General features: G+C 72.5%; 19 protein-coding genes. 6 read left to right on the top strand and 13 right to left on the bottom strand.

The window, feature by feature from the left end; all coding sequences use genetic code 11:
- Window positions 1–61 precede the first annotated feature (61 nt).
- The gene (locus G011_RS0104270; RefSeq protein ID WP_019607396.1) at window positions 62–1,444 is read left to right on the top strand and encodes a hemolysin family protein; all 1,383 of its coding nucleotides are present in this window, start codon (window positions 62–64) and stop codon (window positions 1,442–1,444) included.
- Window positions 1,441–2,451 (top strand): hemolysin family protein, encoded by a 1,011-nt coding sequence (locus G011_RS0104275; protein ID WP_026338008.1) that lies wholly within the window; start codon window positions 1,441–1,443, stop codon window positions 2,449–2,451. The genes G011_RS0104270 and G011_RS0104275 overlap by 4 nt, the downstream gene beginning before the upstream one ends.
- Window positions 2,452–2,519: 68 nt before the next feature.
- On the opposite strand, the gene G011_RS0104280 is transcribed toward G011_RS0104275, so the two are convergent.
- From G011_RS0104280 to G011_RS0104300, 5 genes are all read right to left on the bottom strand, one after another.
- Entirely contained in the window at window positions 2,520–2,735 is a 216-nt protein-coding gene (locus G011_RS0104280) for a YbdD/YjiX family protein (RefSeq protein ID WP_019607398.1), read from the bottom strand.
- 3 nt (window positions 2,736–2,738) lie between these two features.
- Window positions 2,739–4,955: a carbon starvation CstA family protein gene (locus G011_RS0104285; RefSeq protein WP_019607399.1), complete on the bottom strand. Its 2,217-nt coding sequence runs from the start codon at window positions 4,953–4,955 to the stop codon at window positions 2,739–2,741.
- Between the two features lie 360 nt (window positions 4,956–5,315).
- Window positions 5,316–5,744: an organic hydroperoxide resistance protein gene (locus G011_RS0104290; RefSeq protein ID WP_019607400.1), complete on the bottom strand. Its 429-nt coding sequence runs from the start codon at window positions 5,742–5,744 to the stop codon at window positions 5,316–5,318.
- Window positions 5,745–5,809: 65 nt separating this feature from the next.
- Window positions 5,810–6,277 (bottom strand): MarR family winged helix-turn-helix transcriptional regulator, encoded by a 468-nt coding sequence (locus G011_RS0104295; protein WP_013152970.1) that lies wholly within the window; start codon window positions 6,275–6,277, stop codon window positions 5,810–5,812.
- Window positions 6,278–6,415: 138 nt separating this feature from the next.
- Window positions 6,416–7,963 carry an aldehyde dehydrogenase family protein gene (locus G011_RS0104300; protein WP_019607401.1) on the bottom strand — a complete coding sequence of 516 codons (1,548 nt, stop codon included), beginning with the start codon at window positions 7,961–7,963 and terminating at the stop codon, window positions 6,416–6,418.
- A gap of 197 nt (window positions 7,964–8,160) precedes the next feature.
- On the opposite strand from G011_RS0104300, the gene G011_RS0104305 reads away from it, so the two are divergent.
- Window positions 8,161–9,255 carry a pyroglutamyl peptidase gene (locus G011_RS0104305; RefSeq protein ID WP_019607402.1) on the top strand — a complete coding sequence of 365 codons (1,095 nt, stop codon included), beginning with the start codon at window positions 8,161–8,163 and terminating at the stop codon, window positions 9,253–9,255.
- A 96-nt stretch (window positions 9,256–9,351) separates the two neighbouring features.
- Here the strand turns inward: G011_RS0104305 and G011_RS32000 are convergent, their stop codons facing one another.
- On the bottom strand, window positions 9,352–9,768 hold the full coding sequence (locus tag G011_RS32000) for a hypothetical protein (RefSeq protein ID WP_019607403.1): 417 nt from the start codon (window positions 9,766–9,768) through the stop codon (window positions 9,352–9,354).
- A gap of 382 nt (window positions 9,769–10,150) precedes the next feature.
- Here G011_RS32000 and G011_RS0104315 point away from each other — a divergent pair, with 382 nt between their 5' ends.
- Window positions 10,151–11,719 (top strand): polysaccharide deacetylase family protein, encoded by a 1,569-nt coding sequence (locus G011_RS0104315; protein WP_019607404.1) that lies wholly within the window; start codon window positions 10,151–10,153, stop codon window positions 11,717–11,719.
- A gap of 408 nt (window positions 11,720–12,127) precedes the next feature.
- The gene (ctaD, locus tag G011_RS0104320) at window positions 12,128–13,774 is read left to right on the top strand and encodes a cytochrome c oxidase subunit I (RefSeq protein ID WP_019607405.1); all 1,647 of its coding nucleotides are present in this window, start codon (window positions 12,128–12,130) and stop codon (window positions 13,772–13,774) included.
- Between the two features lie 47 nt (window positions 13,775–13,821).
- Here ctaD and G011_RS0104325 read toward each other — a convergent pair whose 3' ends face one another.
- Window positions 13,822–15,264 (bottom strand): aldehyde dehydrogenase family protein, encoded by a 1,443-nt coding sequence (locus G011_RS0104325; protein ID WP_019607406.1) that lies wholly within the window; start codon window positions 15,262–15,264, stop codon window positions 13,822–13,824.
- A 60-nt stretch (window positions 15,265–15,324) separates the two neighbouring features.
- Here G011_RS0104325 and G011_RS0104330 point away from each other — a divergent pair, with 60 nt between their 5' ends.
- The gene (locus G011_RS0104330) at window positions 15,325–16,050 is read left to right on the top strand and encodes a TetR/AcrR family transcriptional regulator (protein ID WP_019607407.1); all 726 of its coding nucleotides are present in this window, start codon (window positions 15,325–15,327) and stop codon (window positions 16,048–16,050) included.
- Between the two features lie 282 nt (window positions 16,051–16,332).
- Here G011_RS0104330 and G011_RS0104335 read toward each other — a convergent pair whose 3' ends face one another.
- Genes G011_RS0104335 through G011_RS0104360 form a run of 6 tightly spaced genes read right to left on the bottom strand, consistent with a single transcriptional unit; the run spans window position 16,333 to window position 22,791 of the window.
- On the bottom strand, window positions 16,333–18,027 hold the full coding sequence (locus G011_RS0104335) for an adenine deaminase C-terminal domain-containing protein (protein ID WP_019607408.1): 1,695 nt from the start codon (window positions 18,025–18,027) through the stop codon (window positions 16,333–16,335).
- Between the two features lie 35 nt (window positions 18,028–18,062).
- Window positions 18,063–19,028 carry a nucleoside hydrolase gene (locus tag G011_RS0104340; protein ID WP_019607409.1) on the bottom strand — a complete coding sequence of 322 codons (966 nt, stop codon included), beginning with the start codon at window positions 19,026–19,028 and terminating at the stop codon, window positions 18,063–18,065.
- On the bottom strand, window positions 19,025–20,086 hold the full coding sequence (locus tag G011_RS0104345) for an ABC transporter substrate-binding protein (protein WP_019607410.1): 1,062 nt from the start codon (window positions 20,084–20,086) through the stop codon (window positions 19,025–19,027). The genes G011_RS0104340 and G011_RS0104345 overlap by 4 nt, the downstream gene beginning before the upstream one ends.
- On the bottom strand, window positions 20,083–21,105 hold the full coding sequence (locus G011_RS0104350; RefSeq protein WP_019607411.1) for an ABC transporter ATP-binding protein: 1,023 nt from the start codon (window positions 21,103–21,105) through the stop codon (window positions 20,083–20,085). The genes G011_RS0104345 and G011_RS0104350 overlap by 4 nt, the downstream gene beginning before the upstream one ends.
- A 25-nt stretch (window positions 21,106–21,130) precedes the next feature.
- The gene (locus G011_RS0104355) at window positions 21,131–21,919 is read right to left on the bottom strand and encodes an ABC transporter permease (protein ID WP_013152957.1); all 789 of its coding nucleotides are present in this window, start codon (window positions 21,917–21,919) and stop codon (window positions 21,131–21,133) included.
- Window positions 21,916–22,791 carry an ABC transporter permease gene (locus G011_RS0104360; protein WP_013152956.1) on the bottom strand — a complete coding sequence of 292 codons (876 nt, stop codon included), beginning with the start codon at window positions 22,789–22,791 and terminating at the stop codon, window positions 21,916–21,918. The genes G011_RS0104355 and G011_RS0104360 overlap by 4 nt, the downstream gene beginning before the upstream one ends.
- Window positions 22,792–22,858 lie beyond the last annotated feature (67 nt).

The following is a 22,858-nucleotide window of genomic DNA, read 5'->3' on the forward strand; positions in this document are numbered from 1 at the left end:
CGAAGGGTGCGCACCCTCGTAGGAGTCCGAACCCGAAGCGGAACCAGGCGGTGCGTACCCGATGATGAGCACCATCCTCAGTATCGCCTTCGGGATCGTGGTGGTCTTCCTGATCACCGTGGCGACGGGTTACTTCGTCGCCCAGGAGTTCGGTTACATGGCCGTGGACCGCTCGCGACTGCGGGCGAAGGCGGCGGCCGGGGACGCCGGGGCCCAGAGGGCCCTGGGCATCACCAACCGGACGTCCTTCATGCTCTCCGGTGCCCAGCTGGGCATCACCGTGACCGCCCTGCTGGTGGGTTACGTGGCCGAGCCCATGATCGGCGAGGGCGTCGGTGAGCTGCTCGGCCTCGCCGGGATCCCCACGGGGACGGGCGTGGCCATCGGCACCGTCCTGGCCCTGCTCTTCTCCACCGTCGTGCAGATGGTCTTCGGAGAGCTCTTCCCCAAGAACCTGGCCATCGCCCGGCCCGAGCCGGTCGCGCGCTGGCTGGCGCTGTCCACGGGGATCTACCTGAAGATCTTCGGCCCGGTCATCTGGCTGTTCGACCAGGCGGCGATCCTGCTGCTCAAGGCGGTGCGGATCGAACCGGTCGAGGACGTCCAGCACGCGGCGACCGCGCGCGACCTGGAGAGCATCATCGCCGAGTCCAAGGCCAGCGGCGACCTGCCGCCGGAGCTGTCCACCCTGCTGGACCGCACCCTGGACTTCCACGAGCGCACCGCCGGGCACGCGATGATCCCGCGTCCGGAGGTGGCCACGGTGGAGGAGGGCGACCCGGTCAGCCGGGTCGTGGAGCTGATGGCCTCCGACCACTCGCGCTTCCCGGTGCTGGGTGACGGCGTGGACGACATCGTCGGCGTCATCTGCCTGCGCGACGTGCTCGCGCTGGGCGACCGGGACCTGGCCAACACCAAGGTCAGCGAGGTGGCGCGGCGCACCGTGATGCTTCCCGCGTCGCTGCCGCTGCCCTCCGCGCTGAGCCAGCTGCGCGAGGCGGGCGAGGAGTTCGCCTGCGTGGTGGACGAGTACGGCGGCCTGGCCGGGGTCATCACGACCGAGGACCTGGCCGAGGAGCTGGTCGGCGAGATCGCCGACGAGCACAGCCCCGCGGAGGAGGCCCCCTCCTACCTGGAGGGCGAGGGCTCCTACCTGGTCCCGGGCGCTCTGCACATCGACGAGGTCGAGCGGCTGCTCGGCCACGACCTGCCCGAGGGGGACTACGAGACCCTGGGCGGTCTGGTGGTGCACGAGCTGCACCGGCTCCCCGAGGCCGGTGACAGGGTCTCCATCGCCCTGCCCCGACCGCCCAGCGCGCACGACGAGGACCCCGACATGGGGCTGACCATGGTCGTCAGCGCGGTGCAGAGGCACGTTCCGCACACCGTGGAGCTGCGTCTGCACGAGGTCCAGGGCAACGAGTCGCAGGAGGCGTCGGCATGAGTGACATGAACGTGTGGGTGGCGCTCGCGCTGACCGCGGTGATCATCGCGCTGAGCGCCTTCTTCGTGGCGATCGAGTTCGCCCTGGTGGCGGCGCGCCGCTACCGGCTGGAGGAGGCCGCCGAGTCCAGCTTCTCGGCACGGGCCGCGGTCAGGAGCGCCCGCGACCTGTCGCTGCTGCTGGCCGGTTCGCAGCTGGGGATCACCCTGTGCGCCCTGGCGCTGGGCGCGATCTCCAAGCCCGCCTTCCACCACATGCTGGAGCCGCTGTTCGGCGACCTGCCCGAGACGGTGGGCTACGTGCTCTCCTTCGTGCTGTCGCTGATCGTGGTGACCTTCCTGCACCTGGTGGTGGGTGAGATGGCGCCCAAGTCCTGGGCGATCTCGCACCCGGAGAAGTCGGCGATCATGCTGGCCGTGCCGATGCGGGCGTTCATGTGGTTCACCCGTCCGCTGCTGCTGATGCTCAACGGCATGGCCAACTGGTGCCTGCACCGGCTGGGCGTGGAGGCGGTGGACGAGATGTCCTCCGGGCACGGTCCCGACGACGTGCGCGAGCTGGTGGAGCACTCGGCCAAGGCCGGTGCGCTCGACCCCGAGCGCCGCGCCCAGCTGGCCACGGCGCTGGAGGTCAACTCCCGTCCGCTGAGCGAGATCGTGACACCGCGCGAGGAGATCGCGTCGGTGTCCCCGAACTCGACGGTGGACGACATCAAGCAGGTGTCGCGGGAGTCCACGCACCTGCGCCTGGTGGTGATGGAGGGCACCGAACCCGTGGGCGTGCTGCACGTGCGCGAGGCGCTGACGGGTCCGGAGGGGACCACCGCGGCCGACCTGATGAGGCCGGTGCTCACCCTGGCCGCGGAGACGCCGATGTACGCGGCGATGGGCATCATGCGGGAGAGCCGCAGCCACCTGTCCCTGGTGGAGTCGGACGGCGAGGTGATCGGCCTGGTCACCCTCCAGGACATCCTGGACCGCCTGCTGCTGCTGGACACGGCCGCCTGAGCGGGGCCGTGAGGCCGTGAGGGGCCGGGAGGGGGATCCCCCTCCCGGCCCCTCGTGTGTGCGCGTGTTCAGCAGCAGCGCGACCCCGGGTCGGTGTCGCCCCTGTCCACGTGCTGGCGCCAGAAGGCGCGCTCGCCCATGGGCTCCTGCCCGGGGTGCGTGCGCCGGTGGTGGTCGAGGTAGATCTCGTAGGCGCGCTCACCGGCCACGCCGCGGACGATCTGCCACGCCTCGCGCAGGCCCCGCAGCAGGGTGGGGCCCAGCCGCGCACGTACCCGCTCCATGGGCTACTCCTCCCTGCGCGCGGTGACGTCGCCCTCCCCCGCCGGGGCCAGTCGGCGGGCGTGCTCACGCTCCTCGCGGGTGGGCACGAGCCCCGAGGGGGCCCACAGCCGGGACGTCTCGTGGGGCGCCTCGCTGGTGGGCAGCGTACCCTCCGGCGCTCGCAGAGCCCTGATCCACACCCGGACCGAGTCGACCAGGATGATGAGGACCAGGATCGCGAACAGCGCCGACAGGATGCCGTTGACGGTGGTGTTGAGCACGACCCTCTGCATGTCCTCCACGCCCTGGATGGCGCCCACGCTCGTCTCCCCCGCGGCCAGTGCCTCGGAGAACTGCTGGCGCTGGGCGAAGAACCCGATGGCGGGGTCGGAGGAGAAGATCTTCTGGTAGCTGGCGGTCAGCGTGACCGCCGCGTCCCAGGCCAGCGGCACCAGGGTCACCCAGGCGTACTTGGCGCGTCCGGACTTGATGATCAGCGTGGTGCACACCGCCAGGGCGATCGCCGCCAGGAGCTGGTTGGCGATGCCGAACAGCGGGAAGAGCTGGTTGATGCCGCCCAGGGGGTCGTTGACCCCGGCCCACAGGAAGTAGCCCCACGCCCCCACGATCAGGGCGCTGCACAGCCAGGCGCCCGGGCGCCAGCTGGGGTCGCGCATGGGCTTGTAGACGTTGCCCAGGGTGTCCTGGAGCATGAAGCGGCCCACCCGGGTGCCCGCGTCCACGGTGGTGAGGATGAACAGCGCCTCGAACATGACGGCGAAGTGGTACCAGAACGCCATCATGGCCTGGCCGCCGAAGACCGCGGAGAAGATCTGCGCGGCGCCCAGAGCGAACGTGGGGGCTCCGCCGGTGCGGGCCAGGATCGACTCCTCGCCGATCAGCTCGGCGGTGCGCTCCAGGGTCTGGGCGTCGACGGTGAAGCCGAGCTGGCTGACCGCCGCGGCGGCGCTCTGGACAGTGTCGCCCAGCGCGGTGGCGGGCATGTTCATGGCGAAGTACACGCCGGGGTCGATGATGCAGGCGGTGATCAGCGCCATGATCGCCACGAACGACTCCGTGAGCATGGAGCCGTAGCCGATCATCCGGACCTGGCTCTCCTTCTCGATGAGCTTGGGCGTGGTGCCCGAGGAGATCAGCGCGTGGAAGCCCGACAGGGCGCCGCAGGCGATCGTGATGAACACGAACGGGAACAGCGACCCGGCGAAGACCGGCCCCTCGCCGTTGAAGGCGAAGTCGGTGAAGCGCGGCAGCCGCAGGTCGGGGGCGACGATGAGGATGGAGGCGGCCAGGAGCACGACCACGCCCACCTTCATGAAGGTGGACAGGTAGTCGCGGGGGGCCAGCAGCAGCCAGACCGGCAGGACCGAGGCGACGAAGCCGTAGACGATCAGGCCGAAGGTGAGCTCGTTCTTGCTGAAGAGGAAGAGCTCGCTGAGCACCGCGTGCTCGGCCACCCAGCCGCCGCCCACGATGGACAGCAGCAGCAGGACGACGCCGATGGCGGAGGTCTCGATGACCTTGCCGGGTCTGAGGAACCTGAGGTAGACGCCCATGAACAGGGCGATCGGGACCGTCATGATGAGCGAGAACGAGCCCCAGGGGGACTCGGCCAGCGCGTTGACCACGACCATGGCCAGGACGGCCAGCAGGATGATCATGATCGCCATGACGGCGACGAGGGCGGCGACGCCGCCCACCGGACCGATCTCCTCGCGCGCCATCTGGCCCAGGGAGCGGCCGTTGCGGCGGGTGGAGAAGAACAGCACCACCATGTCCTGGACGGCGCCGGCGAAGATCACGCCGACGATGATCCAGATGGTGCCCGGCAGGAAGCCCATCTGTGCGGCCAGCACGGGGCCCACGAGCGGACCGGCGCCCGCGATGGCGGCGAAGTGGTGGCCGAACAGCACCCGGCGGTCGGTGGGGTGGTAGTCGGCGCCGTTGTCGAGCCGCTCGGCCGGGGTGGCCCGCGTGTCGTCGGTGATCAGCACCTTGTACTGGATGAACCGGGCGTAGAAGCGGTAGCCGATGGCGTAGGAGGCCAGGGCGGCGAAGACCAGCCAGGCGGCGGAGACCTCCTCTCCGCGGCCGATGGCGATCATGCCCCAGGCGACGGCGCCGACGAGGGCGACGGCGGTCCAGACGGCGATGCTGCGGGGCGTCCACCGCGGCCGGGGGGACCCGGCCTCCGCTGGGCCGCGGGTCGGGACAGAGGACATCCGTTCCTTCTCTCTTCGTGGCTTCGGGGCTCCGGTCGGGTCGAGGACCGCCGGACGCCTGTCACTCAGGGCCAGCTGTCTGTAACAAGCATCACAAAGGAATCGTTTTTATCACATAGGCCGCACCACGGGAACTTTTTCGGAGATGGTGCGGCCCAGCGGCCGTCCTCGGCCCCGGGCACGCCGAGGGGGGAGGGCGCGGTGCGCGCCCTCCCCCCTGGTCGTGGTGCCCTCGGGGCTGGAGAGGTGTCGGAGGCGGATCGGCGGGGCGGGACCGCGCCGCGGGCGCCGGTGGCGGGCGGCGGGCGGACAGGACGGAGCCCCCCGGGGATGTCCTCGGGGGGCTCCGCGCAGGCGTCGCTAGGCGGTCTTGGCCGTCAGGGTCACCTCGATGTTGCCGCGGGTGGCGCGGGAGTAGGGGCACATCTGGTGCGCGCCCTCGACCAGCTCCTCGGCCTTGGCCTGGTCCACGCCCGGGATGGTGACGGTCAGCGCCACGGCCAGGGCCATGCCGTCGTCGGCCTTGCCCAGGCTGACCTGGGCGTCGATGGTGGAGCCGTCGACGTCGACCTTCTCCTTGCGGGCGACGGCCTTGAGGGCGCCGTGGAAGCAGGCGGCGTAGCCGACCGCGAAGAGCTGCTCGGGGTTGGTGCCGGGGCCGTCGTCGCCGCCCATGCCCTTGGGCACGGACAGGTCGACCTCCAGGCGGCGGTCGTCGGTGCGACCGGTGCCCTTGCGGCCCTCTCCGGTGACGGTGGCGTTGGCGGTGTACATCACGTCGTAGGCCATGGTTGCCTCTCTCCTTCGTGGTCCGTGATCGGTGTGGTGGTACGGGTGGGGGCCCGCGGCCCCGTTCAGCACGGGCTGTGCCGGCGGGAGGCGGTCTCCACCGAACGCGTGAGCAGGCCGAGCGCCTCCTGCAGCTCCCGGGCCCGTTCCCGGGGCAGTCCGGCCGAGCACATGACCCGTTCGGGGACCTCCTCGGCACGTGCGCGCAGCGCGTCGCCCTTCGGGGTGGCCGAGACCTCGACGACGCGCTCGTCGGTGGAACTGCGTTCGCGGGTCAGGAGCCCGGCGCACTCCAGGCGGCGCAGCAGCGGCGAGAGCGTGCCCGAGTCCAGGTGCAGGGCCCGGCTGAGCTCCTTGACGGTGAGCGTTCCGCGCTCCCAGAGCACGAGCATGACCAGGTACTGGGGGTAGGTCAGTTCCAGGTCGCCCAGCAGTTCCCGGTAGAGCCCGGTCATGGCCCGGGAGGCCGCGTAGAGGGAGAAGCACAGCTGGTTGTCCAGGGCGAGGGGGTTCTCCCCTTGCTCGTCGGCCACGGTGTTCCCTCCTGCGCGTGCGGAACCGTTCGGTGGGCACCACCGTAACAGAATTAAGTTGCACGCAACATGATCGCGCGCAACTTTTTTGGTGTGTCGCCGGTGTCCGCGTCCAGCCGGGCGCGGACACCGGGGCCCTCAGAGGAAGCTCACACCCTGGGCCAGCGGCAGCTCGCCGCCGTAGTTGACCGTGTTGGTCGCCCGGCGCATGTAGGCCTTCCAGGAGTCCGAACCCGACTCGCGGCCGCCGCCGGTGTCCTTCTCCCCGCCGAAGGCGCCGCCGATCTCCGCGCCGGAGGTGCCGATGTTGACGTTGACGATCCCGCAGTCCGAACCGGCCGCGGACAGGAACCGCTCGGCCTCGGACTGGTCCTGGGTGAAGATCGACGACGACAGTCCCTGGGGCACGCCGTTGTGCAGCTCCACCGCCTCCTCCAGCGTGCGGTAGGGCATCACGTACAGGATCGGCGCGAAGGTCTCCTCGCGCACGACGGCGGTCTGGCCGGGCATGCGCACCACCGCGGGCTCGACGTAGTAGGCGTCGGCGGCCTCCTCCTCCAGGACGCGGCCTCCGCCGACCAGCACCTGGCCGCCCTCGGCCGCGGCGCGCTCCAGCGCCGAACGCATCGCGGCGTACCCGCGCTCGCCCACCAGCGGACCCACCAGCGTCGACTCCGCGAAGGGGTCGCCGACGCGGTCGCGCAGCTGCTTGTAGGCGTCCACGATCCGCCGGGTGACCTCCTCGGCCACGTCCTCGTGCACGATGAGGCGGCGCAGCGTCGTGCAGCGCTGGCCCGCCGTGCCCGCGGCGGAGAAGACGCTGCCGCGCACCACCAGGTCCAGGTCGGCGGAGGGGGCCACCACGGCCGCGTTGTTGCCGCCCAGCTCCAGCAGGTAGCGGCCCATGCGGGCGGCCACCCGGGGTGCCACCTCGCGTCCCATGGCGGTCGATCCCGTGGCCGACAGCAGGGCCACCCGGGGGTCGTCGGCCAGGGCCCGGCCGATCTCGCGGCCGCCCAGCACGACCCGGTGCAGGCCCCGGGCGGGCGCGCCGACCTCCTGCGCCGCGCGCATGAGCAGGCCGTGGCAGGCCAGCGCGGTGAGCGGGGTCAGCTCCGAGGGCTTCCAGACCACGGTGTTGCCGCACACCAGGGCCACGCACGTGTTCCACGACCACACCGCCACCGGGAAGTTGAAGGCGGTGATCACGCCGACCACGCCCAGCGGGTGCCAGGTCTCCATGAGCCGGTGGCCGGGCCGCTCGGAGGGCATGGTGCGCCCGTACAGCTGTCGGGACATGCCCACGGCCAGGTCGCAGATGTCGATCATCTCCTGGACCTCGCCCAGGGCCTCGGAGCGGATCTTGCCCGCCTCGATGGTCACCAGCTCGGCCAGGTCGGCCTTGTGCTCGCGCAGCAGCTCGCCGAGCCTGTGGACGAGCTGTCCGCGCACCGGGGCGGGGGTGTCGCGCCAGGCGGCGAAGGCCTCCCGGGCCTCGGTGACGGCCTGCTCGACGTCGGCGGCGGACTCATGGCCCAGGGCGAAGAGCTCCTGGCCGGTGATGGGCGACCTCGCCGCGCCGCCGGCCCCGGCCGGTTCCTGGGGCGCGGCGACGCGGCACCGGTCCAGGGCGGCCCGCGCGCGGTCGGCGAGGGAGGCGGTGGTGGGGAGGGCGGAAATCGGCATGTGCTGCTCTCTCCGTTGAGAGGAACGGGCGGTCACCTCACACCCTGCCAAGTCCGACCCCGCCGGTCCAGCCCCCGTGTCTCGTCGGCCGGACGCGCCGCACGCGCCGTCCCCGGGGCGGTCGCGGGCGGCGTTAGACTCGGCTGGCCCCTCCCCCGGCGGCCCTCCCGACGCCCCTGAGACGGACAGCGACCCCCGTGCACCACCACACCACTCCCGAAGAGGACCGCGCCGGTCTCCCCGAGCCCCGCCTGGTCCTGACCCGCTCCGGTTTCGGCGCGGCCGAGCCCCTGTTCAGCGCCGACCTGCGGGCGAGCGCCGACCTCGCCCAGGCACGGGAGGCGGTCGCCGCGCACGCCTCCCGGCTGTGGACGGAGGCCGCCCGCGACGGCGCCGACGACCGCCCCCTGTACTGGGCGCGGCTGGTGCTCTCGGCCCGGCTGCGCTCCTGGCGGCCGGACTTCGCCGTGTCCGACGCCGACCGCGCCGACCTGCTGCATCTGCTGGAGACGGGCTCGCGCGGCATCGCCGACCTCGACTTCCCGCCGGGCGACCGGTGGGTGCGGGTGGTCGTGACCGGCTTCGACCCCTTCCGTCTGGACGAGGACCCGGCGTGCTCCAACCCCTCCGGCGCGGCGGCGCTGGACCTGAACGGGTGGACGTTCCCCGTGGGCGGGCGCACGGCCGTGGTGCGCACCGCGGTGTTCCCGGTGCGCTGGGCGGACTTCGACGCCGGGCTGGTGGAGGAGGCGCTGGCCGAGCAGCACCGGCGCGCGGACGCGGTGGTCACGCTCAGCCGCGGGCGGCCGGGCCGCTTCGACCTGGAGGTGTGGAACGGCGTCTGGCGCGGCGGGGGCGAGGACAACCTGCGGGTGTCGCGCACCGGCCGGGCACCGGTGCCGGGCCCCGGCGTCCCGGAGTGGACGCTCTCCTCGCTGCCCCACGAACGGATCCTGGCGGCGGTGCGGGAGGCCCCCTACCCGGTGGTGGTCAACACCGAGGTGGCCGAGGCCGCGCCGGACGGCCGCGGGGTGGTGGTGCGCCCGGACGGCCCCACGGAGGGGTCGGCGGCGCGCCGCGGGGGCGGTGGGGACTACCTGTCCAACGAGATCGCCTACCGCAACACGCTGCTGCGGGACCGGGCGGGGCGGCGGATCGCGGCCGGGCACGTGCACCTGCCCAAGGTGGCCTCCCCGCGGGAGAACGCCGAGGTCCTGGCGCAGGTCCGGAGGATCGTGGCGGCCGTGGCCGCCGACGCGGCCGAGCCCCGGGAGGAGACGGGGCGGGGCTGACCCTCTCCCCCGCCCCCGCCTCCCCGGGGCGCCCGTCGCCGCGCGGGGTCGGGCCGGGGGCCGCGGCGGTGGGCGCCCCCGCCCGTCTCAGTAGGCCTAGTTCGCGGCGAAGACGCTCATGAGCCCCGCAGCCCCGTAGACGAAGAACAGCACGGCGTACAGCGCGGTCCCGACTCCGAAGAGCACCCAGGAGATGATGGTGCAGGTCCTGGCCGACTGGGGGTTGGTGGTGGTCATGGTCAGCGCGACGATGGCCAGGATGACGCCGACGATCGACAGCATCCAGCACAGGCACAGGCCGAAGATGTTGGCGATGAGCGCGCCGATGGCCGAACCCTGGCTCGCGGGCGGAGGCGGCGGCTGGAAACCGGGGCCGCCGTACCAGCCTCCGGGGGGCGGGGGGAGGCCGCCTCCGGGCGGCGGATACCCTCCGCCTCCTCCGGGAGGGGGCTGGTGGCCACCGCTTCCCCCGCTCGGGGGGAAGTAGCCGCCGGTTCCGGGACCGTAACTCATGGGTGCCTTTCAGGGGTGGACGGAGCGGGCGCTCCGACGGAGGAGGGCGTGTCACCGGCGTCCGGATTCGCGGGGGAACACGGTGTACGCCCCTTCGGGATCAGTATGGCCGGAACGCGGACCCGCCGAGGACCGGCGCCCCCGTGTCCGCACCGGGTTTCGGACGGCGTCGGCACGGGTCCGCAAACCCCCGGAAACGGGCCCGGAGCCGAGCCACCGGCCCACCGGGGACCTGGTCGCGCGATCCCCCTCCCGGGCCCTCCCTGAGACACCAAGGGGGCCACCGGAGGCGGGTCGGGTGAACGGAGCGTGACCGTGCACCGGACACGCTGAGTACGCGGACGCCTGCGAGGCGATTCACGCTGAGGTGAGCGGCTCGGATATGGTCCCCCTCGTGGCTGTCACCTCACTACGACGCAAACTCTCCGTCAGCGCCGCCGTGGGTCTGCTCCTGGTCCCCGGCTGCCGTGCCGTGGAACAGGAGCTTCCCTACGCCGAACCGGTCCGCTCCTCGCCCGACGACCTGGCGGGGATGGAGGCGAGCACCGTGTCGGTGACCACCGACGACAGCGTGGTGAGCTACCGCTACCCGCGGTTGGGCGACAACCACCCGCTGACGGTGGAGGCGCGCACCGCCATGGCCGCGCGCCAGACCGCCTTCCTGGAGGACCTGCCGGAGGGGGGATCCCCCGAGCTGCACCAGGACACGGTCATCCTCGCCGCCTCCCCGGAGGTGGTGGGCGCGCGGCTGACCGCGACCGCCTCCGCGGGCGGGGACGAGACCTTCGAGGCCGACACCCTGTGGTACGACGCGGGCAGCGAGGAGGTGCTGCCCTGGACCTCGCTGTTCCGGGACGAGGAGGCGATCGAGCAGGCCCACCTGGTCCTGGCCGACGTCCTGGAGGAGGGGTACGACCTGTCCGAGCACCAGCTGCCCGGGCTGGTCGGCGAGGTCGCCTCGGGCGAGCGGACCGCGCCGGAGGGCGGCGCGTCCGCCGACGGCCGGGACGGGACGGCCGACGGTGGGGCGGACGGGGGTTCCGAGCCGCTCGACCTGTCCGAGCCCGGCCAGGCCCGCAAGGCCGCCGAGCGCTGGGCGGGCTCGCCGCTGGGCGACCTGGCCTTCAGCACCGCGGGCGGCCTGGCCGTGCGCATGGACCCCGACGCGGTGCCCGGCGCGGGCCGGGTCGGCGAGGTGCTGGTCCCGGTGGAGGCCGCCGACGTCGAGGGGCTGCTGTCCGAGCTGGGCTACCGGGCCCGGGAGGCGGCCCTGAACGGGGACGGTCTGGGCGACGACCTCTCGCAGGACGAGGGCGGCCTGAGCGCCCAGGGGCACACCCTGGACTGCCAGCGCCTCAAGTGCGTGGCGCTGACCTTCGACGACGGGCCGGGCGAGCACACCGACCGGTTGCTGGACAGCCTGGCCGAGTACGACGCCCACGCCACGTTCTACGTGCTGGGTTCGCTCGTGGACGACTTCCCCGCACCGGTGGAGCGCATGGCCGAGGAGGGCCACGAGCTGGGCAACCACACCTGGAAGCACGACGACCTGGCGAAGATGTCGGCCGACGAGATCCGCAAGGACATCGAACGCACCAACGCGGCCGTGCGCGAGGTGACCGGGGTGGAACCGCCGACCATCCGGCCGCCCTACGGGTCGCTGAACGGGACGGTGCGCAAGACGGTGGAACAACCCCTGGTCCTGTGGGACGTGGACACGCTGGACTGGAGGAGCCGCGACACCGAGGACGTCAGTGAGGCGGCGCTGGACAACACCGTGCCGGGGAGCGTGGTGCTCTTCCACGACATCCACGAGACCTCCGTGAAGGCGATCCCGGACGTGCTGGCGGGGCTGCACCGGCAGGGCTACCACTTCGTGACGGTCACCGACATCTTCGGTTACCAGGGCATGGAGTCGGGCGACGTGTACACCGACGCGCGGCTCTCGTAGGCCCCACGCCCGCGCGGCGGCCGGGCCCCGGCCGGGAGGAGGGCCGGGCCGGGGGCCGGAAGGCGGCGGGGACGGTGCGCCCGCGGGCCCCGCACGAGCGTCCGCGGCGCCGAGGGGCCGTGCCCGGAAGAAGCCAGCCGGGGGCCGGCCGGAAGGGCGCGGGCTCGACCCAGCCGCCTTTTCGCAAACAAAGAGGACATTCTCCGCCCGGCGAAGAAAACGCTGGTGGCGATTACCGGCTCCGGCGGACCCGATGGGCTAGGTTGCGTTTCCGAGGCCCGGGACATTCCCTTCCCGAATCACCCCCAAAAGGAAAAGCCTCGTTTTTCCCATTCGCCCGCACCCATCTTCCGCACGGAGGCACGAGCAGTGGCACCAGCGAAAACCGAGGCAGAGGAGTCCTCCTCCGTGAAGGCCCCCAAGGGGTCGATCATCGTGAGCTGGCTGACCTCGACCGACCACAAGGTCATCGGGTACATGTACATCATCACCGCTTTCGCCTTCTTCGTCTTCGGCGGAATCCTGGCGGTGCTCATCCGCGCCGAACTGTTCTTCCCGGGCATGCAGATCATGTCCAACGAGGAGTACAACCAGCTGTTCACCATGCACGGCACGATCATGCTGCTGCTCTTCGCGACCCCGCTGTTCGTCGGGTTCGGCAACGTGATCATGCCGTTGCAGATCGGCGCGCCCGACGTGGCGTTCCCGAGGATGAACCTGTTCGGCTACTACCTGTTCCTGTTCGGCGGGCTGATCGTCTCGGCCGGGTTCCTGACCCCGGGCGGCGCGGCCAGCTTCGGCTGGTTCGCCTACACGCCCCTGTCGAACGAGGTCCACTCACCGGGGGTGGGGGGCAACCTGTGGATCATGGGGCTGGTGGTGTCGGGTCTGGGCACGATCCTGGGCGCGGTCAACTTCATCACGACCGCCCTGTGCATGCGCGCGCCGGGCATGACGATGTTCCGCATGCCGATCTTCACCTGGAACATCATCCTGACCAGCGTGCTGGTGCTCATCGCGTTCCCCGTGCTGACGGCGGCCCTGATCGCGCTGGGCGCGGACCGCATCGTCGGCACGCAGGTGTTCAACGCCGAGCACGGCGGCGCCATCCTGTGGCAGCACCTGTTCTGGTTCTTCGGCCACCCCGAGGTGTACATCATCGCGCTGCCGTTCTTCGGCATCGTGACCGAGATCATCCCGGTGTTCAGCCGCAAGCCGATCTTCGGCTACAAGAGCCTGGTCGCGGCGACCATCGCCATCACCGGCCTGTCGGTCACCGTGTGGGCCCACCACATGTTCCCGACCGGCGCGGTCCTGCTGCCGTTCTTCTCGTTCATGAGCTTCCTCATCGCGGTCCCGACCGGCGTGAAGTTCTTCAACTGGATCGGCACGATGTGGCGGGGCCAGATCACCTTCGAGACGCCGATGCTGTTCGTCATCGGCTTCCTGGTGACCTTCCTGTTCGGCGGTCTGACCGGTGTGCTGCTGGCCTCCCCGCCGATCGACTTCCACGTCACCGACTCCTACTTCGTGGTGGCCCACTTCCACTACGTGGTGTTCGGCACGGTGGTGTTCGCAATGTTCGCGGGCTTCTACTTCTGGTGGCCCAAGTTCACCGGCAAGATGCTCAACGAGAAGCTGGGCAAGTTCCACTTCTGGCTGCTCTTCCTGGGCTTCCACGGCACGTTCCTGGTGCAGCACTGGCTGGGCGCCGCCGGCTTCCCGCGCCGCTACGCCGACTACCTGCCCAGTGACGGCTTCACCGAGCTCAACCAGATCTCCTCGGTCTCCTCGTTCGTGCTGGCGGCCTCGACGCTGATCTTCTTCTGGAACGTCTTCGTGACCGCGCGCAACGCCCCCCAGGTGGGGATGGACGACCCGTGGGGCTACGGCTGCTCGCTGGAGTGGGCCACGTCCTGCCCGCCGCCGCGGCACAACTTCACGTCGCTGCCGCGGATCCGCTCCGAGCGTCCCGCGTTCGACCTGAACCACCCGCATGTGGCGGCGCGCGCCCTGGACGAGGCCGGGCGCGAGGGGAGCGCCCCGAGGAGCTGACCCGCGCGGGCGGGGGCGGGCACGGCCGCCCGCCCCCGCTCCCCCACTCACAGGAGCCGACGCAGCAGCTTCTGCTTGAGGTCGGTGACGGGCGCGTAGGCGATGCGCATGGTGTCCATGAACAGCGACTTGTCCAGCACCGACTTGGTGTGCGAGAAGGTGTCCAGGGAGGCCGCGGAGTGGTAGGCGCCCATGCCGCTGTCCCCCACACCGCCGAAGGGCAGGTCGGGAACGGCCAGGTGGGCGATCGGCAGACCGAAGGCCAGGCCGCCCGAGGAGGTCTCGGTGGTCAGGCGGCGCTTGGTCTCCTCGGAGTCGGTGAAGCCGTACAGCGCCAGCGGCTTGTCACGTGCGTTGACGAAGGCGATGGCCGCGTCCAGGTCGGGGACCCGCAGGACCGGCAGGACGGGGCCGAAGATCTCCTCCGACATCACCGGGGAGTCGGGGTCCACGTCGGCAAGGACGGTGGGAGCGACGTAGAGGCGGTCGATGTCGTGCTGTCCGCCGGTGACCACGGTGCCGCTGTCCAGCAGGGCGGTGATCCGGGCGAAGTGGCGCTCGTTGACGATGCGCCCGTAGTCGGCGCTGCGTGAGGGGTCCTCGCCGAACATCTCGGTGATGGCGGCGGCCAGCTCGCGCTGGAGCGGTTCGGCGGTGTCGCCGACGGCGAGCACGTAGTCGGGGGCCACGCAGGTCTGACCGGTGTTGGTGAACTTGCCCCAGGCCAGGCGGCGGGCGGTGGTGGCCAGGTCCACCCCGGGTTCGACGATGGCCGGGCTCTTGCCGCCCAGCTCCAGGGTGACGGGGGTCAGGTGCTTGGCGGCGGCGGCCATGACGATGCGGGCCACGGCGCCGTTGCCGGTGTAGAAGATGTGGTCGAAGCGCTCATCGAGCAGGGCGGTGCTCTCGGGGATGCCGCCCTCCACGACCGCGACCGCCTCGGTGTCCAGGTAGCGGGGCAGCAGCTCGGCCAGGGCGGCGGAGGTGGCCGGGGCCAGTTCGCTGGGCTTGACCAGGGCGGCGTTGCCCGCGGCGAGGGCGCCGACCAGGGGCGCCAGGGACAGGTTCACCGGGTAGTTCCACGGGGCGATGATCAGCACGGTGCCCAGCGGCTCGCGCACGCGGCGGGCCCTGGCCGGGGCCAGGGCGACGGGCACGGGCACCCGCTGCGGGCGCAGCCAGGAGGCCAGGTGCCTGAGGGTGTGGTCGATCTCGTTGACCACGAAGCCGATCTCGGTGGTGTGGGCCTCGATGGGGCTCTTGCCGAGGTCGGCCCCGAGCGCGCGTTCGAACGCGGTGCGCTCCTCGGTGAGCATGCGGCGCAGCGCGCGCAGCTGGGCGCGGCGCCAGGCGACGGGCTTGGTGCGGCCGGAGGCGAAGGCGGCGCGCAGGCGGGCGACCACCGGTGGGATCTCGGTGGTCAGGGTGAGCGGCTCGGCGGGGGGCCGGGGGGCGGCCTCGGCGGCGGGGGCGCCTTGGGTGTCGGTCATGGAGCGATACTAAACGAAACGCTTTCGTTTCCCTAGGCCTCGCTCACATAGGATTCGGGCATGACCACCGACCATCTGCCCGACGCCTCGCGCGCCCCCCACCGGGGCCGACCGCGCGACGCTTCCCGGGACCGCGCGCTGATGGACGCCACCCTCGCCGAGCTCGAACTGCACGGGTACGGCGGCCTGACCACGGCCGCCGTCGCCCGGCGGGCCGGCGTCTCCACCGCCACCCTCTACCGGCGCTGGCGCTCCAAGGAGGACCTGGTGCTGGGAGCCGCCCGGGACTGGGCGGAGAACCTGGGGCCCGACCTCGACACCGGCGCGCTGCGCTCGGACCTGTCCCGGCTCCTGCACGACAAGGCCGCGGCCCTGGAGGGGTCCTCCGGGAGGCTGCTGCGCGCGGTGCTGGGCGAGGCCGCGCACAACCAGGCGCTCGCCGACGCGCTCTTCGGCGACTTCGTGGTGCCGCTCCAGGAACGGGTGCTGGCGGTGGTGGAACGCGCCGTCGCGCGCGGGGAGATCCCGCCGGTGGAGGACCCCCTGGTGGTGGCGGAGATGGTGATCGGCCCGATGGTCAGCCACACGTTCCTGGTGCCGCCCGCGCCCGGCGCCTCCCCCGGCCACGACATCGCCGACCGGCTCCTGCCCTACCTGCTGCGCGCCCTGGGCCACCGGGAGGCGGGGGGCTCCGGGCCCTCCGGCCTTCCCCCGGGAGGCCCTGGACACCCGCACCGACTGAGGGCGGGGCGGCCCGCCCAGGGGGACGTTGGGCTCCCGCCATGACCCCGGGCTCCATCGCACCCCGAACGAGGACAGCGGCCCGGCGCGGGTTTCTCCGGGCGGAGCTGATTGCGACCGGTGGCCTGTCAGTGTCTGGTCTGTCCAGGATTCGTTGCCATCAAAGAGCCCACCTATACGGCGTAGATTTATGTTCCGTCCGCTCGGGTACAGCCTCGGCGGACGGGCCCGCCGGACCGGTTCGGCTCCCGCCGCGGTGGCGGACCCGCGCTCGCACGAGGAGCCGCGCACCCGGGGAAGGTACGCGGCTCCGCCCTGCGCAACGGGTCAGCCCACCGTCGCCGGTTCCCAGGCGCGCTCGACCACGCGCACCAGGCCCCGGTCGGTGATCTTCACGCTCGGGGACACCGCCAGGGTCAGCGTGGACAGGCTCATGAAGGCGTTGCGGTTGTCCCAGCCCCACGCCGCCAGCTCCGCGCGCAGCTCCCGGGTGGCCCGGGCGACCTCGTCGGCGGGCCTCTCCGACATGACCCCTCCGATGGGCAGGGCGATCCCGGCGCCCGCGCCGCCCTCGCGGACCAGGCGCATGCCCCCGCCCCAGGACACCACCCGCGCGGCGGCCTCGCGCAGCGCGTCCTCGCTCGTGGCCACGACCGTGAGGTTGTGGCTGTCGTGGGCGTAGGTGGTGGCGAAGGCCCCCGCGCCCAGTTCCTGCCCGGTGACCGGCGCGAACGCCACCCCGCCCGCCCCGGTGTGGCGCTCGAAGACCGCCACCACCGCGGTCCTGCCCTGCCAGTGCACCACTCCCCCGCGCACGGGCAGCACGACCTCGTCCGGCTCGGTGTAGGTGTCCACCGGGTTCACCCGCAGCGCCCGGAAGGCGTGGTCGCCGTCGGGCAGGTCCACCCGCCAGCGGGCCGCCTGCGCGTCGGGCGCGCCGATGCGCACCGTGCCGCCGAACGGGTGTTCCGGCGCGGGCCCGGGCCCGGTGAGCGGGGCGCCGTCGCGGCCCACGACCGTGCCGCCGGCGATCGCGACCACGGGGGTCAGCTCGGTGAGCGAGCGCAGCAGGACCAGGTCGGCGCGCTTGCCCGGGGTGACGGTCCCCCGGTCGTCGAGGCCGAGCCTGCGCGCGGGCTGGAGCGTGAGCGCCCGCAGCACCGCCAGCGGGGGCAGTCCGCGTTCGAGGGCCACCGCCCCCACCCGGTCCAGGTGGCCGGTGCTCACGATGGCGTCCACGACGATGTCGTCGGTGACCAGGCAGAAGTCGGGCAGGTGCGGCAGGTCCAGCAGGGCCCGCACGACCTCGGGGGTCAGGCACTTCTCCTGGAGCATCAGCAGCATGCCCAGGCGGGCCTTCTCCACCGCCACCTCGGCGGTGTTCTTGCAGTGGTCGGAGTCGATACCGGCCCACAGGTACTCGCCCAGCTCGGCGCCGGACAGGTTGGGGCAGTGCCCGTCCAGGCGCACGCCCCGGCTGCGGGCCGCGGCGATGATGGCGCCCATCCTGGGGTCGCCGGAGACCACCGCGCGGTAGTCCATCACCTCGCCGAGGGTGGTGACCCCCTCCCAGTCCAGCATCTCGGCGACGTCGTCGGCGTCCAGGCGGGCGCCGGCCGTCTCGAACCCGTCGAGCGCGGGCACGCACGAGGGGACCGCCCAGCGCATGGTCTGCCCGGTGGCCTCGCCCTGCCCGATCATCCACGCCTGTCCCTCGCGCCCGGCGACGTTGACGATCTCGTGGGCGTCGGCGAGCACGGTCGTGGTGCCGCGCGCGAGCGTGACCCGGGCGAACTCGGCCGGGGCCAGCAGGGAGCTCTCGATGTGCATGTGCGCGTCCACGTACCCGGGCGCGACCACGAGCCCGTCGGCGTCGACGGTCTCGCGGGCCTCGACCGGGGTTCCCGGCGGCAGCACCGCGCGGATCGCGTCGCCGACCACGGCGACGTCGGCCCGCCACACCTGGCCGGTGTGGACGGAGACGACGTCTCCGCCGCGGATGAGCAGGTCTGCGGTGAGCATCGGAGTCGGTTCCCCTTCCGGTGCGCGGTCGCGGTTCACGGCGTCCTCGCGCTGTCGTTCGGTTCTGCGGCGTAGCCGGCGATGCCCTCGGTGAGGCGTGCGGCGAACCCGTCGGCGTCCACGGTGCGGGCCACGCGCACGTGCCGTGCGCGGCCGGGGGTGCGCAGGTCGGCCACGAGGGCGCCGCGGGTGAGTTCTCCGGCGCACTCCACCGAGGCGGTGCCCTCCTCCCAGCCCAGCAGTCCGGGACGGGCGACGGCGGCCACCGCCAGCGCGTCGTGCACCGGCACGGCGGCGACGCCGAAGCGGTCCAGGTAGCGCAGGGCGTAGTCGCGCAGCAGTGCTCCGGCGATCCCGGCGGTGCCGGGCAGCGCCGCCAGCTCCTCGGCCTCGCGCAGCGGGTACAGGGCGGCGCGGGTGACGTCCAGGCCCACGATCCGCACCGGCAGGCCCGATTCCAGGACGTAGCGGGCGGCTTCGGGGTCGGCGTGGAAGTTGAACTCCGCGGCCGGGGTGATGTTGCCCTGGGCGAAGGCGGCGCCGCCCATGACGACGATCTCGCGCAGCGCCGGTCCGGCCTGCGGGTGGCGAGCGAGCAGGGCGGCCACGTTGGACAGCGGGCCGATCGCCACCAGGGTCAGCTCCCCCGGCGAGCGCAGGGCCTGCTCCGCCAGCCAGTCGACCGCGTGGCCGGGACCGAACGCCCGGGGCGGCGAGGCGGGGACCAGCCCGCCCAGGCCGCCGACCCCGTGCATGGGCTCGTCGCGCAGGCGCGCGGTCCGCGAGATCGGCCCGGCCAGCCCCGACACCAGCGGCAGGTCGGCCGGGGCGCCGGCCAGGTCCAGCACGTGCGCGGCGTTGCGGTCCACGTCGGCGAGGGAGGCGTTCCCGGCCACCGTGGTCACCCCCCGCACCTCCAGCTCCGGGGAGGCCAGCGCGAGCAGCAGGGCCAGGGCGTCGTCGACGCCGGGGTCGCAGTCGATCACGATGGGCACGCTCACCGCGCCACCTCCTCGGTGAAGCGGTCCAGCCAGGTGGAGCGCTCCTGCGCGATGAGGGCCAGGTCGCCCTGGTGGTAGCCGCTGTCGGACGGGGAGGAGGCGGCCTGCCCCGACACCCGCTCCATGAGCGGGGTGGGGTCGGCCTCCAGCGCCACGGGCTTGTCGTAGAGGGCCTCGGCCATCCCCTCCTGGATCTCGGGGCGCAGCAGGAAGTCGACGAAGGCCAGGGCACCGGCCTCGTTGGGCGCCCCCTCGACCACCTGGACGGTGTTGGCGGTCATCACCCGGCCCTGTTCGGGCGCGGCGAAGCCGATCGGCTGCCCGGCCTCCACCGAGCCCATGGCGAAGTTGTCCAGTCCGGGCGCCATGGCGATCTCACCGCGTTCGAGCAGGCTGGTGAGCTCGGTGGAGCCGGTGTAGAACTGGAGCGCGTCCGAGCCGATCCGGCCCATCGCCTCGAAGCCGGCGTCGGGGTCGGAGGGGCCCGAGCCGAAGTGCTCGCCCGCGGCCAGGACGAACATCGGACCGGCCGAGACCGAGATGTCGGGCAGCACGTACCCTCCCTCGGGCTTGGCCCACAGGTCGTCCCAGGAGTCGGGGGCCTCCTCGACGAGGTCGGTGCGGTAGAGCAGGCCCAGGAGCTGGAAGGTGTAGGCGGGGCCGTACCCGTCCGGGTCCACCGCCCAGGGCTGGATGGCGTCGAGGCCCGGCACGTCGGCGGGGTCGACGGGGGCGAACAGCCCCATGTCCTTGCCGATCTGGGCGTAGTAGTCGGAGATGAGCACGACGTCGGTGTCGGGCGTCTCGGCGTTGATCCTGAGCTTGGTGAGCCGCCCGGCGTTGTTGCCGGTGTCCAGGACCACCCGGATCCCGGTCTCGGCCTCGAAGGGGTCGGCCACCACCTCGGTGAACTCCTCGGTGGCGAAGGCGAAGGTGCTCACCACCAGCGTGTCGGGGTCGTCCTCGCGCACCGGTGCGCACGAGGCGCTCACCAGGGCCAGCGCCGCCGTCCCGGCGAGCGCGGCGAGCATGCGGCGCGGGCGTGCGGTGCGGCTCATCCGGTCTCCTCGGCGAGTTCCACCAGGTGGCGGTGGGGCAGGGCGATACGCACGGGGTCGCCGGGACGCAGGTCGTCGGCCGGGTGCAGGGAGCGCAGGACCGCCCCGGGCCCCTCCACGCCGTCGATGCGGGCCTCGACCAGGCAGTTGCTGCCCTGGAAGGTGACCTCGCCGACGGTGCCGTCCAGGCCGGTCTCGCCCTCGCCCTCGCGGGTTCCGGCGGGCAGCAGGCGCACGTGTTCGGGCCGGATGGTGACGGCTCCGTGCCCGGGCACCCGCGGGAAGTTGTCGTAGCCCAGGAACTCGGCGACGAAGCGGTTGGCGGGCGCGGGGAAGACCTCCCGGGGCGCGCCCTGCTGCTCCAGGCGCCCCTCGTTGAGGATGACCATGGTGTCGGACAGCTCCAGCGCCTCGTCCTGGTCGTGGGTGACCAGGACGGCGGTCAGCCCGGTCTCGCGCTGGACCCGCAGCAGTTCGCGGCGCATCTGCACGCGCAGCTGGGCGTCGAGGTTGGACAGCGGCTCGTCCAGCAGCAGCACCGAGGGTCGGATGGCCACGGCGCGGGCCAGGGCCACGCGCTGCTGCTGGCCGCCGGACAGCTCGGCGGGCTTGCGGTCGGCCAGGTGGGCCAGGCCCACCAGGTCCAGCGCCTCGCCCGCGCGCCTGGCCACCTCCTGGGCGGCGATCCTGCGGGTGCGCAGCCCGTAGCCGACGTTGTCGCGCAGGGTCATGTGCGGGAAGAGCGCGTAGGACTGGAAGACCATGCCGATGTTGCGCTTCTCCGGCGGGGTGCGGGTGGCGTCCTCCCCCTCCAGCAGGATCCTGCCGGAGGTGGGCTGGAGGAACCCGGCGATCATGCGCAGGGTGGTGGTCTTGCCGCAGCCGCTGGGGCCCAGCAGGGTGGTGAACCTGCCGCGCTGCACGGCCAGATCCAGGTCGGCGACGGCGGCGGGGCCGTCCTTGCCCTTGCGTCCGCCGAAGCGGTGGGTGACGCGGTCGAGTTCGACGACGGGTGTCATGTGGTGTGTGTCCTTCTCTTCCCGGTTAGCGGCCGAAGACCTTCGTGAAACCGACCATGCGTTCGGTGGCGAAGGCGACCGCGACGCTGAGCACCAGGAGCAGCACGCTGACCGCCGCGACCACCGGGTCGAACGAGGACTGGACGTAGTTGAGCATCTCCACCGGCAGCGTCGCCACGCCCGGGCCGGTGAGCAGCAGGGACAGGGGAACGTTGTTCAGGGAGGTGATGAAGGCCAGGATGGTGGCGGACAGGATGCCCGGCGCCATGACCGGCAGGGTCACGGTGAAGAAGGCCCGCACCGGCCCGGCCCCCAGCCCCCGTGCGGCCTCCTCCAGGCGCGCGTCGGCCAGCGACAGCGAGGCGCCCACGACGCGGACGGTGTAGGGCAGCAGCAGGACGGTGTGGCCGACGATCAGCGCGCCCAGCGCGGTGACGCGCATGCCCACCATGAGCTGCTGGAACAGGGCCAGGCTCAGGACGAGTTCGGGGACCACGATCGGGGCGAAGAAGAGGTTCTCCATCACCCTGCGCCCGCGCGGGTTGCCCCGGTGCAGGGCCAGGGTCGCCGGAACGCCCAGGAGCAGGGCGATCGCGGTGGAGGCCAGCGCCACGGCGACGCTGGTGCCGAAGGAGTCGACGAAGGGCCCGTAGTCCAGGGCGGCGGCGAACCAGCGCAGGGACAGGCCCTCGGGCGGGAAGGCCAGGGTGCTCCCGGCGGTGAAGGCGACCCCGACCAGGATCACCACGGGGCCGAGCATGAGGACGAAGGCGGCCGCCGCGAGCAGCGACAGGAAGGGGCGTCTCAGGATCATGACGTGGTGCTCCCGATCTTGCCGAGCCGGCCGGACAGCGCGCTGACCGCCAGCACCAGCACCGTCATCACCAGGGCGACGGCGCTGGCGGAGGGCCAGTCGAGGCTGACGTTGACCCGGCTGTAGAGCAGGGTGGACAGAAGGCGTTCGCGCGGCCCGCCGAGCAGCTGGGGCGTGGTGAAGGCGGTGACCGCGCCCGCGAAGACGAGCGTGCAGCCCACCAGCACCCCGGGCAGGGCGAGCGGGAAGACCACGGTGCGGAAGGCCCGGCCGGGCGAGGCGCCCAGCCCGCGGGCGGCGTCCTCCAGGCGGTGGTCCTGCTGGGCGAGGCTGGAGTAGGAGGACAGGATCATCAGCGGCAGGAAGAGCTGGACCAGGCCGAGCACGATGGCGGTCTCGGTGTAGAGCAGCTGGACCCGGCCCATGCCCAGGGCCTCGCTGATGCCGCTGATGAGGCCGTTGCCGCCCAGGACCATGATCCAGCCGTAGGTGCGCACGACGGTGTTGAGCAGCAGCGGGAAGATCGCCAGGGCCAGGAGGCGGCCGGGCCAGCGGCCGGGGGCCCGGGAGATGAGGTAGGCCACCGGGAAGCCCATGAGCAGGCACAGCGCGGTGGTCACCACGGCGACGCGGACGGTGCGCGCGACCACGGGGAGCAGGTAGGGGTCGGTGAGCAGGCCGCCCGTCTCGCGCGCGACCGTGGCGGGGTCGCCGTCGGGCGGCCAGGCCAGGGTGGCCACGACCGGGTAGCAGAAGGCGAACAGGACCACGGCCAGCCCCGGGACCAGCAGGACCGTGACGGGTGGTCGTGGGAGGCGGCCGCGGCGCGGAGCGGCCGCGTCGGCGCCGACGGTGGGTGACGGGCGGGGCAATTCCACTCCCGGTCGCTGTCGAGGGGACGGTCTGGGTTCGGCATGGCGCCTGAGCTGCGCGGTGCCG

The sequence above is a fragment of the Nocardiopsis sp. CNS-639 genome, from assembly GCF_000381685.1.
Classification (GTDB): Bacteria; Actinomycetota; Actinomycetes; order Streptosporangiales; family Streptosporangiaceae; genus Nocardiopsis; species Nocardiopsis dassonvillei.

What these genes read in the sequence shown, in the direction of transcription:
- G011_RS0104270 (WP_019607396.1), top strand. Translation starts at nt 62, where the DNA reads ATGATGAGCACCATCCTCAGTATCGCCTTCGGGATCGTGGTGGTCTTC.
- G011_RS0104315 (WP_019607404.1), top strand. Translation starts at nt 10,151, where the DNA reads ATGGTCCCCCTCGTGGCTGTCACCTCACTACGACGCAAACTCTCCGTC.
- G011_RS0104350 (WP_019607411.1), bottom strand. Translation starts at nt 21,105, where the DNA reads ATGACACCCGTCGTCGAACTCGACCGCGTCACCCACCGCTTCGGCGGA.
- G011_RS0104285 (WP_019607399.1), bottom strand. Translation starts at nt 4,955, where the DNA reads ATGTCCTCTGTCCCGACCCGCGGCCCAGCGGAGGCCGGGTCCCCCCGG.
- G011_RS0104355 (WP_013152957.1), bottom strand. Translation starts at nt 21,919, where the DNA reads ATGATCCTGAGACGCCCCTTCCTGTCGCTGCTCGCGGCGGCCGCCTTC.
- G011_RS0104275 (WP_026338008.1), top strand. Translation starts at nt 1,441, where the DNA reads ATGAGTGACATGAACGTGTGGGTGGCGCTCGCGCTGACCGCGGTGATC.
- G011_RS0104330 (WP_019607407.1), top strand. Translation starts at nt 15,325, where the DNA reads ATGACCACCGACCATCTGCCCGACGCCTCGCGCGCCCCCCACCGGGGC.
- G011_RS0104290 (WP_019607400.1), bottom strand. Translation starts at nt 5,744, where the DNA reads ATGGCCTACGACGTGATGTACACCGCCAACGCCACCGTCACCGGAGAG.
- G011_RS0104345 (WP_019607410.1), bottom strand. Translation starts at nt 20,086, where the DNA reads ATGAGCCGCACCGCACGCCCGCGCCGCATGCTCGCCGCGCTCGCCGGG.
- G011_RS0104325 (WP_019607406.1), bottom strand. Translation starts at nt 15,264, where the DNA reads ATGACCGACACCCAAGGCGCCCCCGCCGCCGAGGCCGCCCCCCGGCCC.
- G011_RS32000 (WP_019607403.1), bottom strand. Translation starts at nt 9,768, where the DNA reads ATGAGTTACGGTCCCGGAACCGGCGGCTACTTCCCCCCGAGCGGGGGA.
- G011_RS0104300 (WP_019607401.1), bottom strand. Translation starts at nt 7,963, where the DNA reads ATGCCGATTTCCGCCCTCCCCACCACCGCCTCCCTCGCCGACCGCGCG.
- G011_RS0104280 (WP_019607398.1), bottom strand. Translation starts at nt 2,735, where the DNA reads ATGGAGCGGGTACGTGCGCGGCTGGGCCCCACCCTGCTGCGGGGCCTG.
- G011_RS0104335 (WP_019607408.1), bottom strand. Translation starts at nt 18,027, where the DNA reads ATGCTCACCGCAGACCTGCTCATCCGCGGCGGAGACGTCGTCTCCGTC.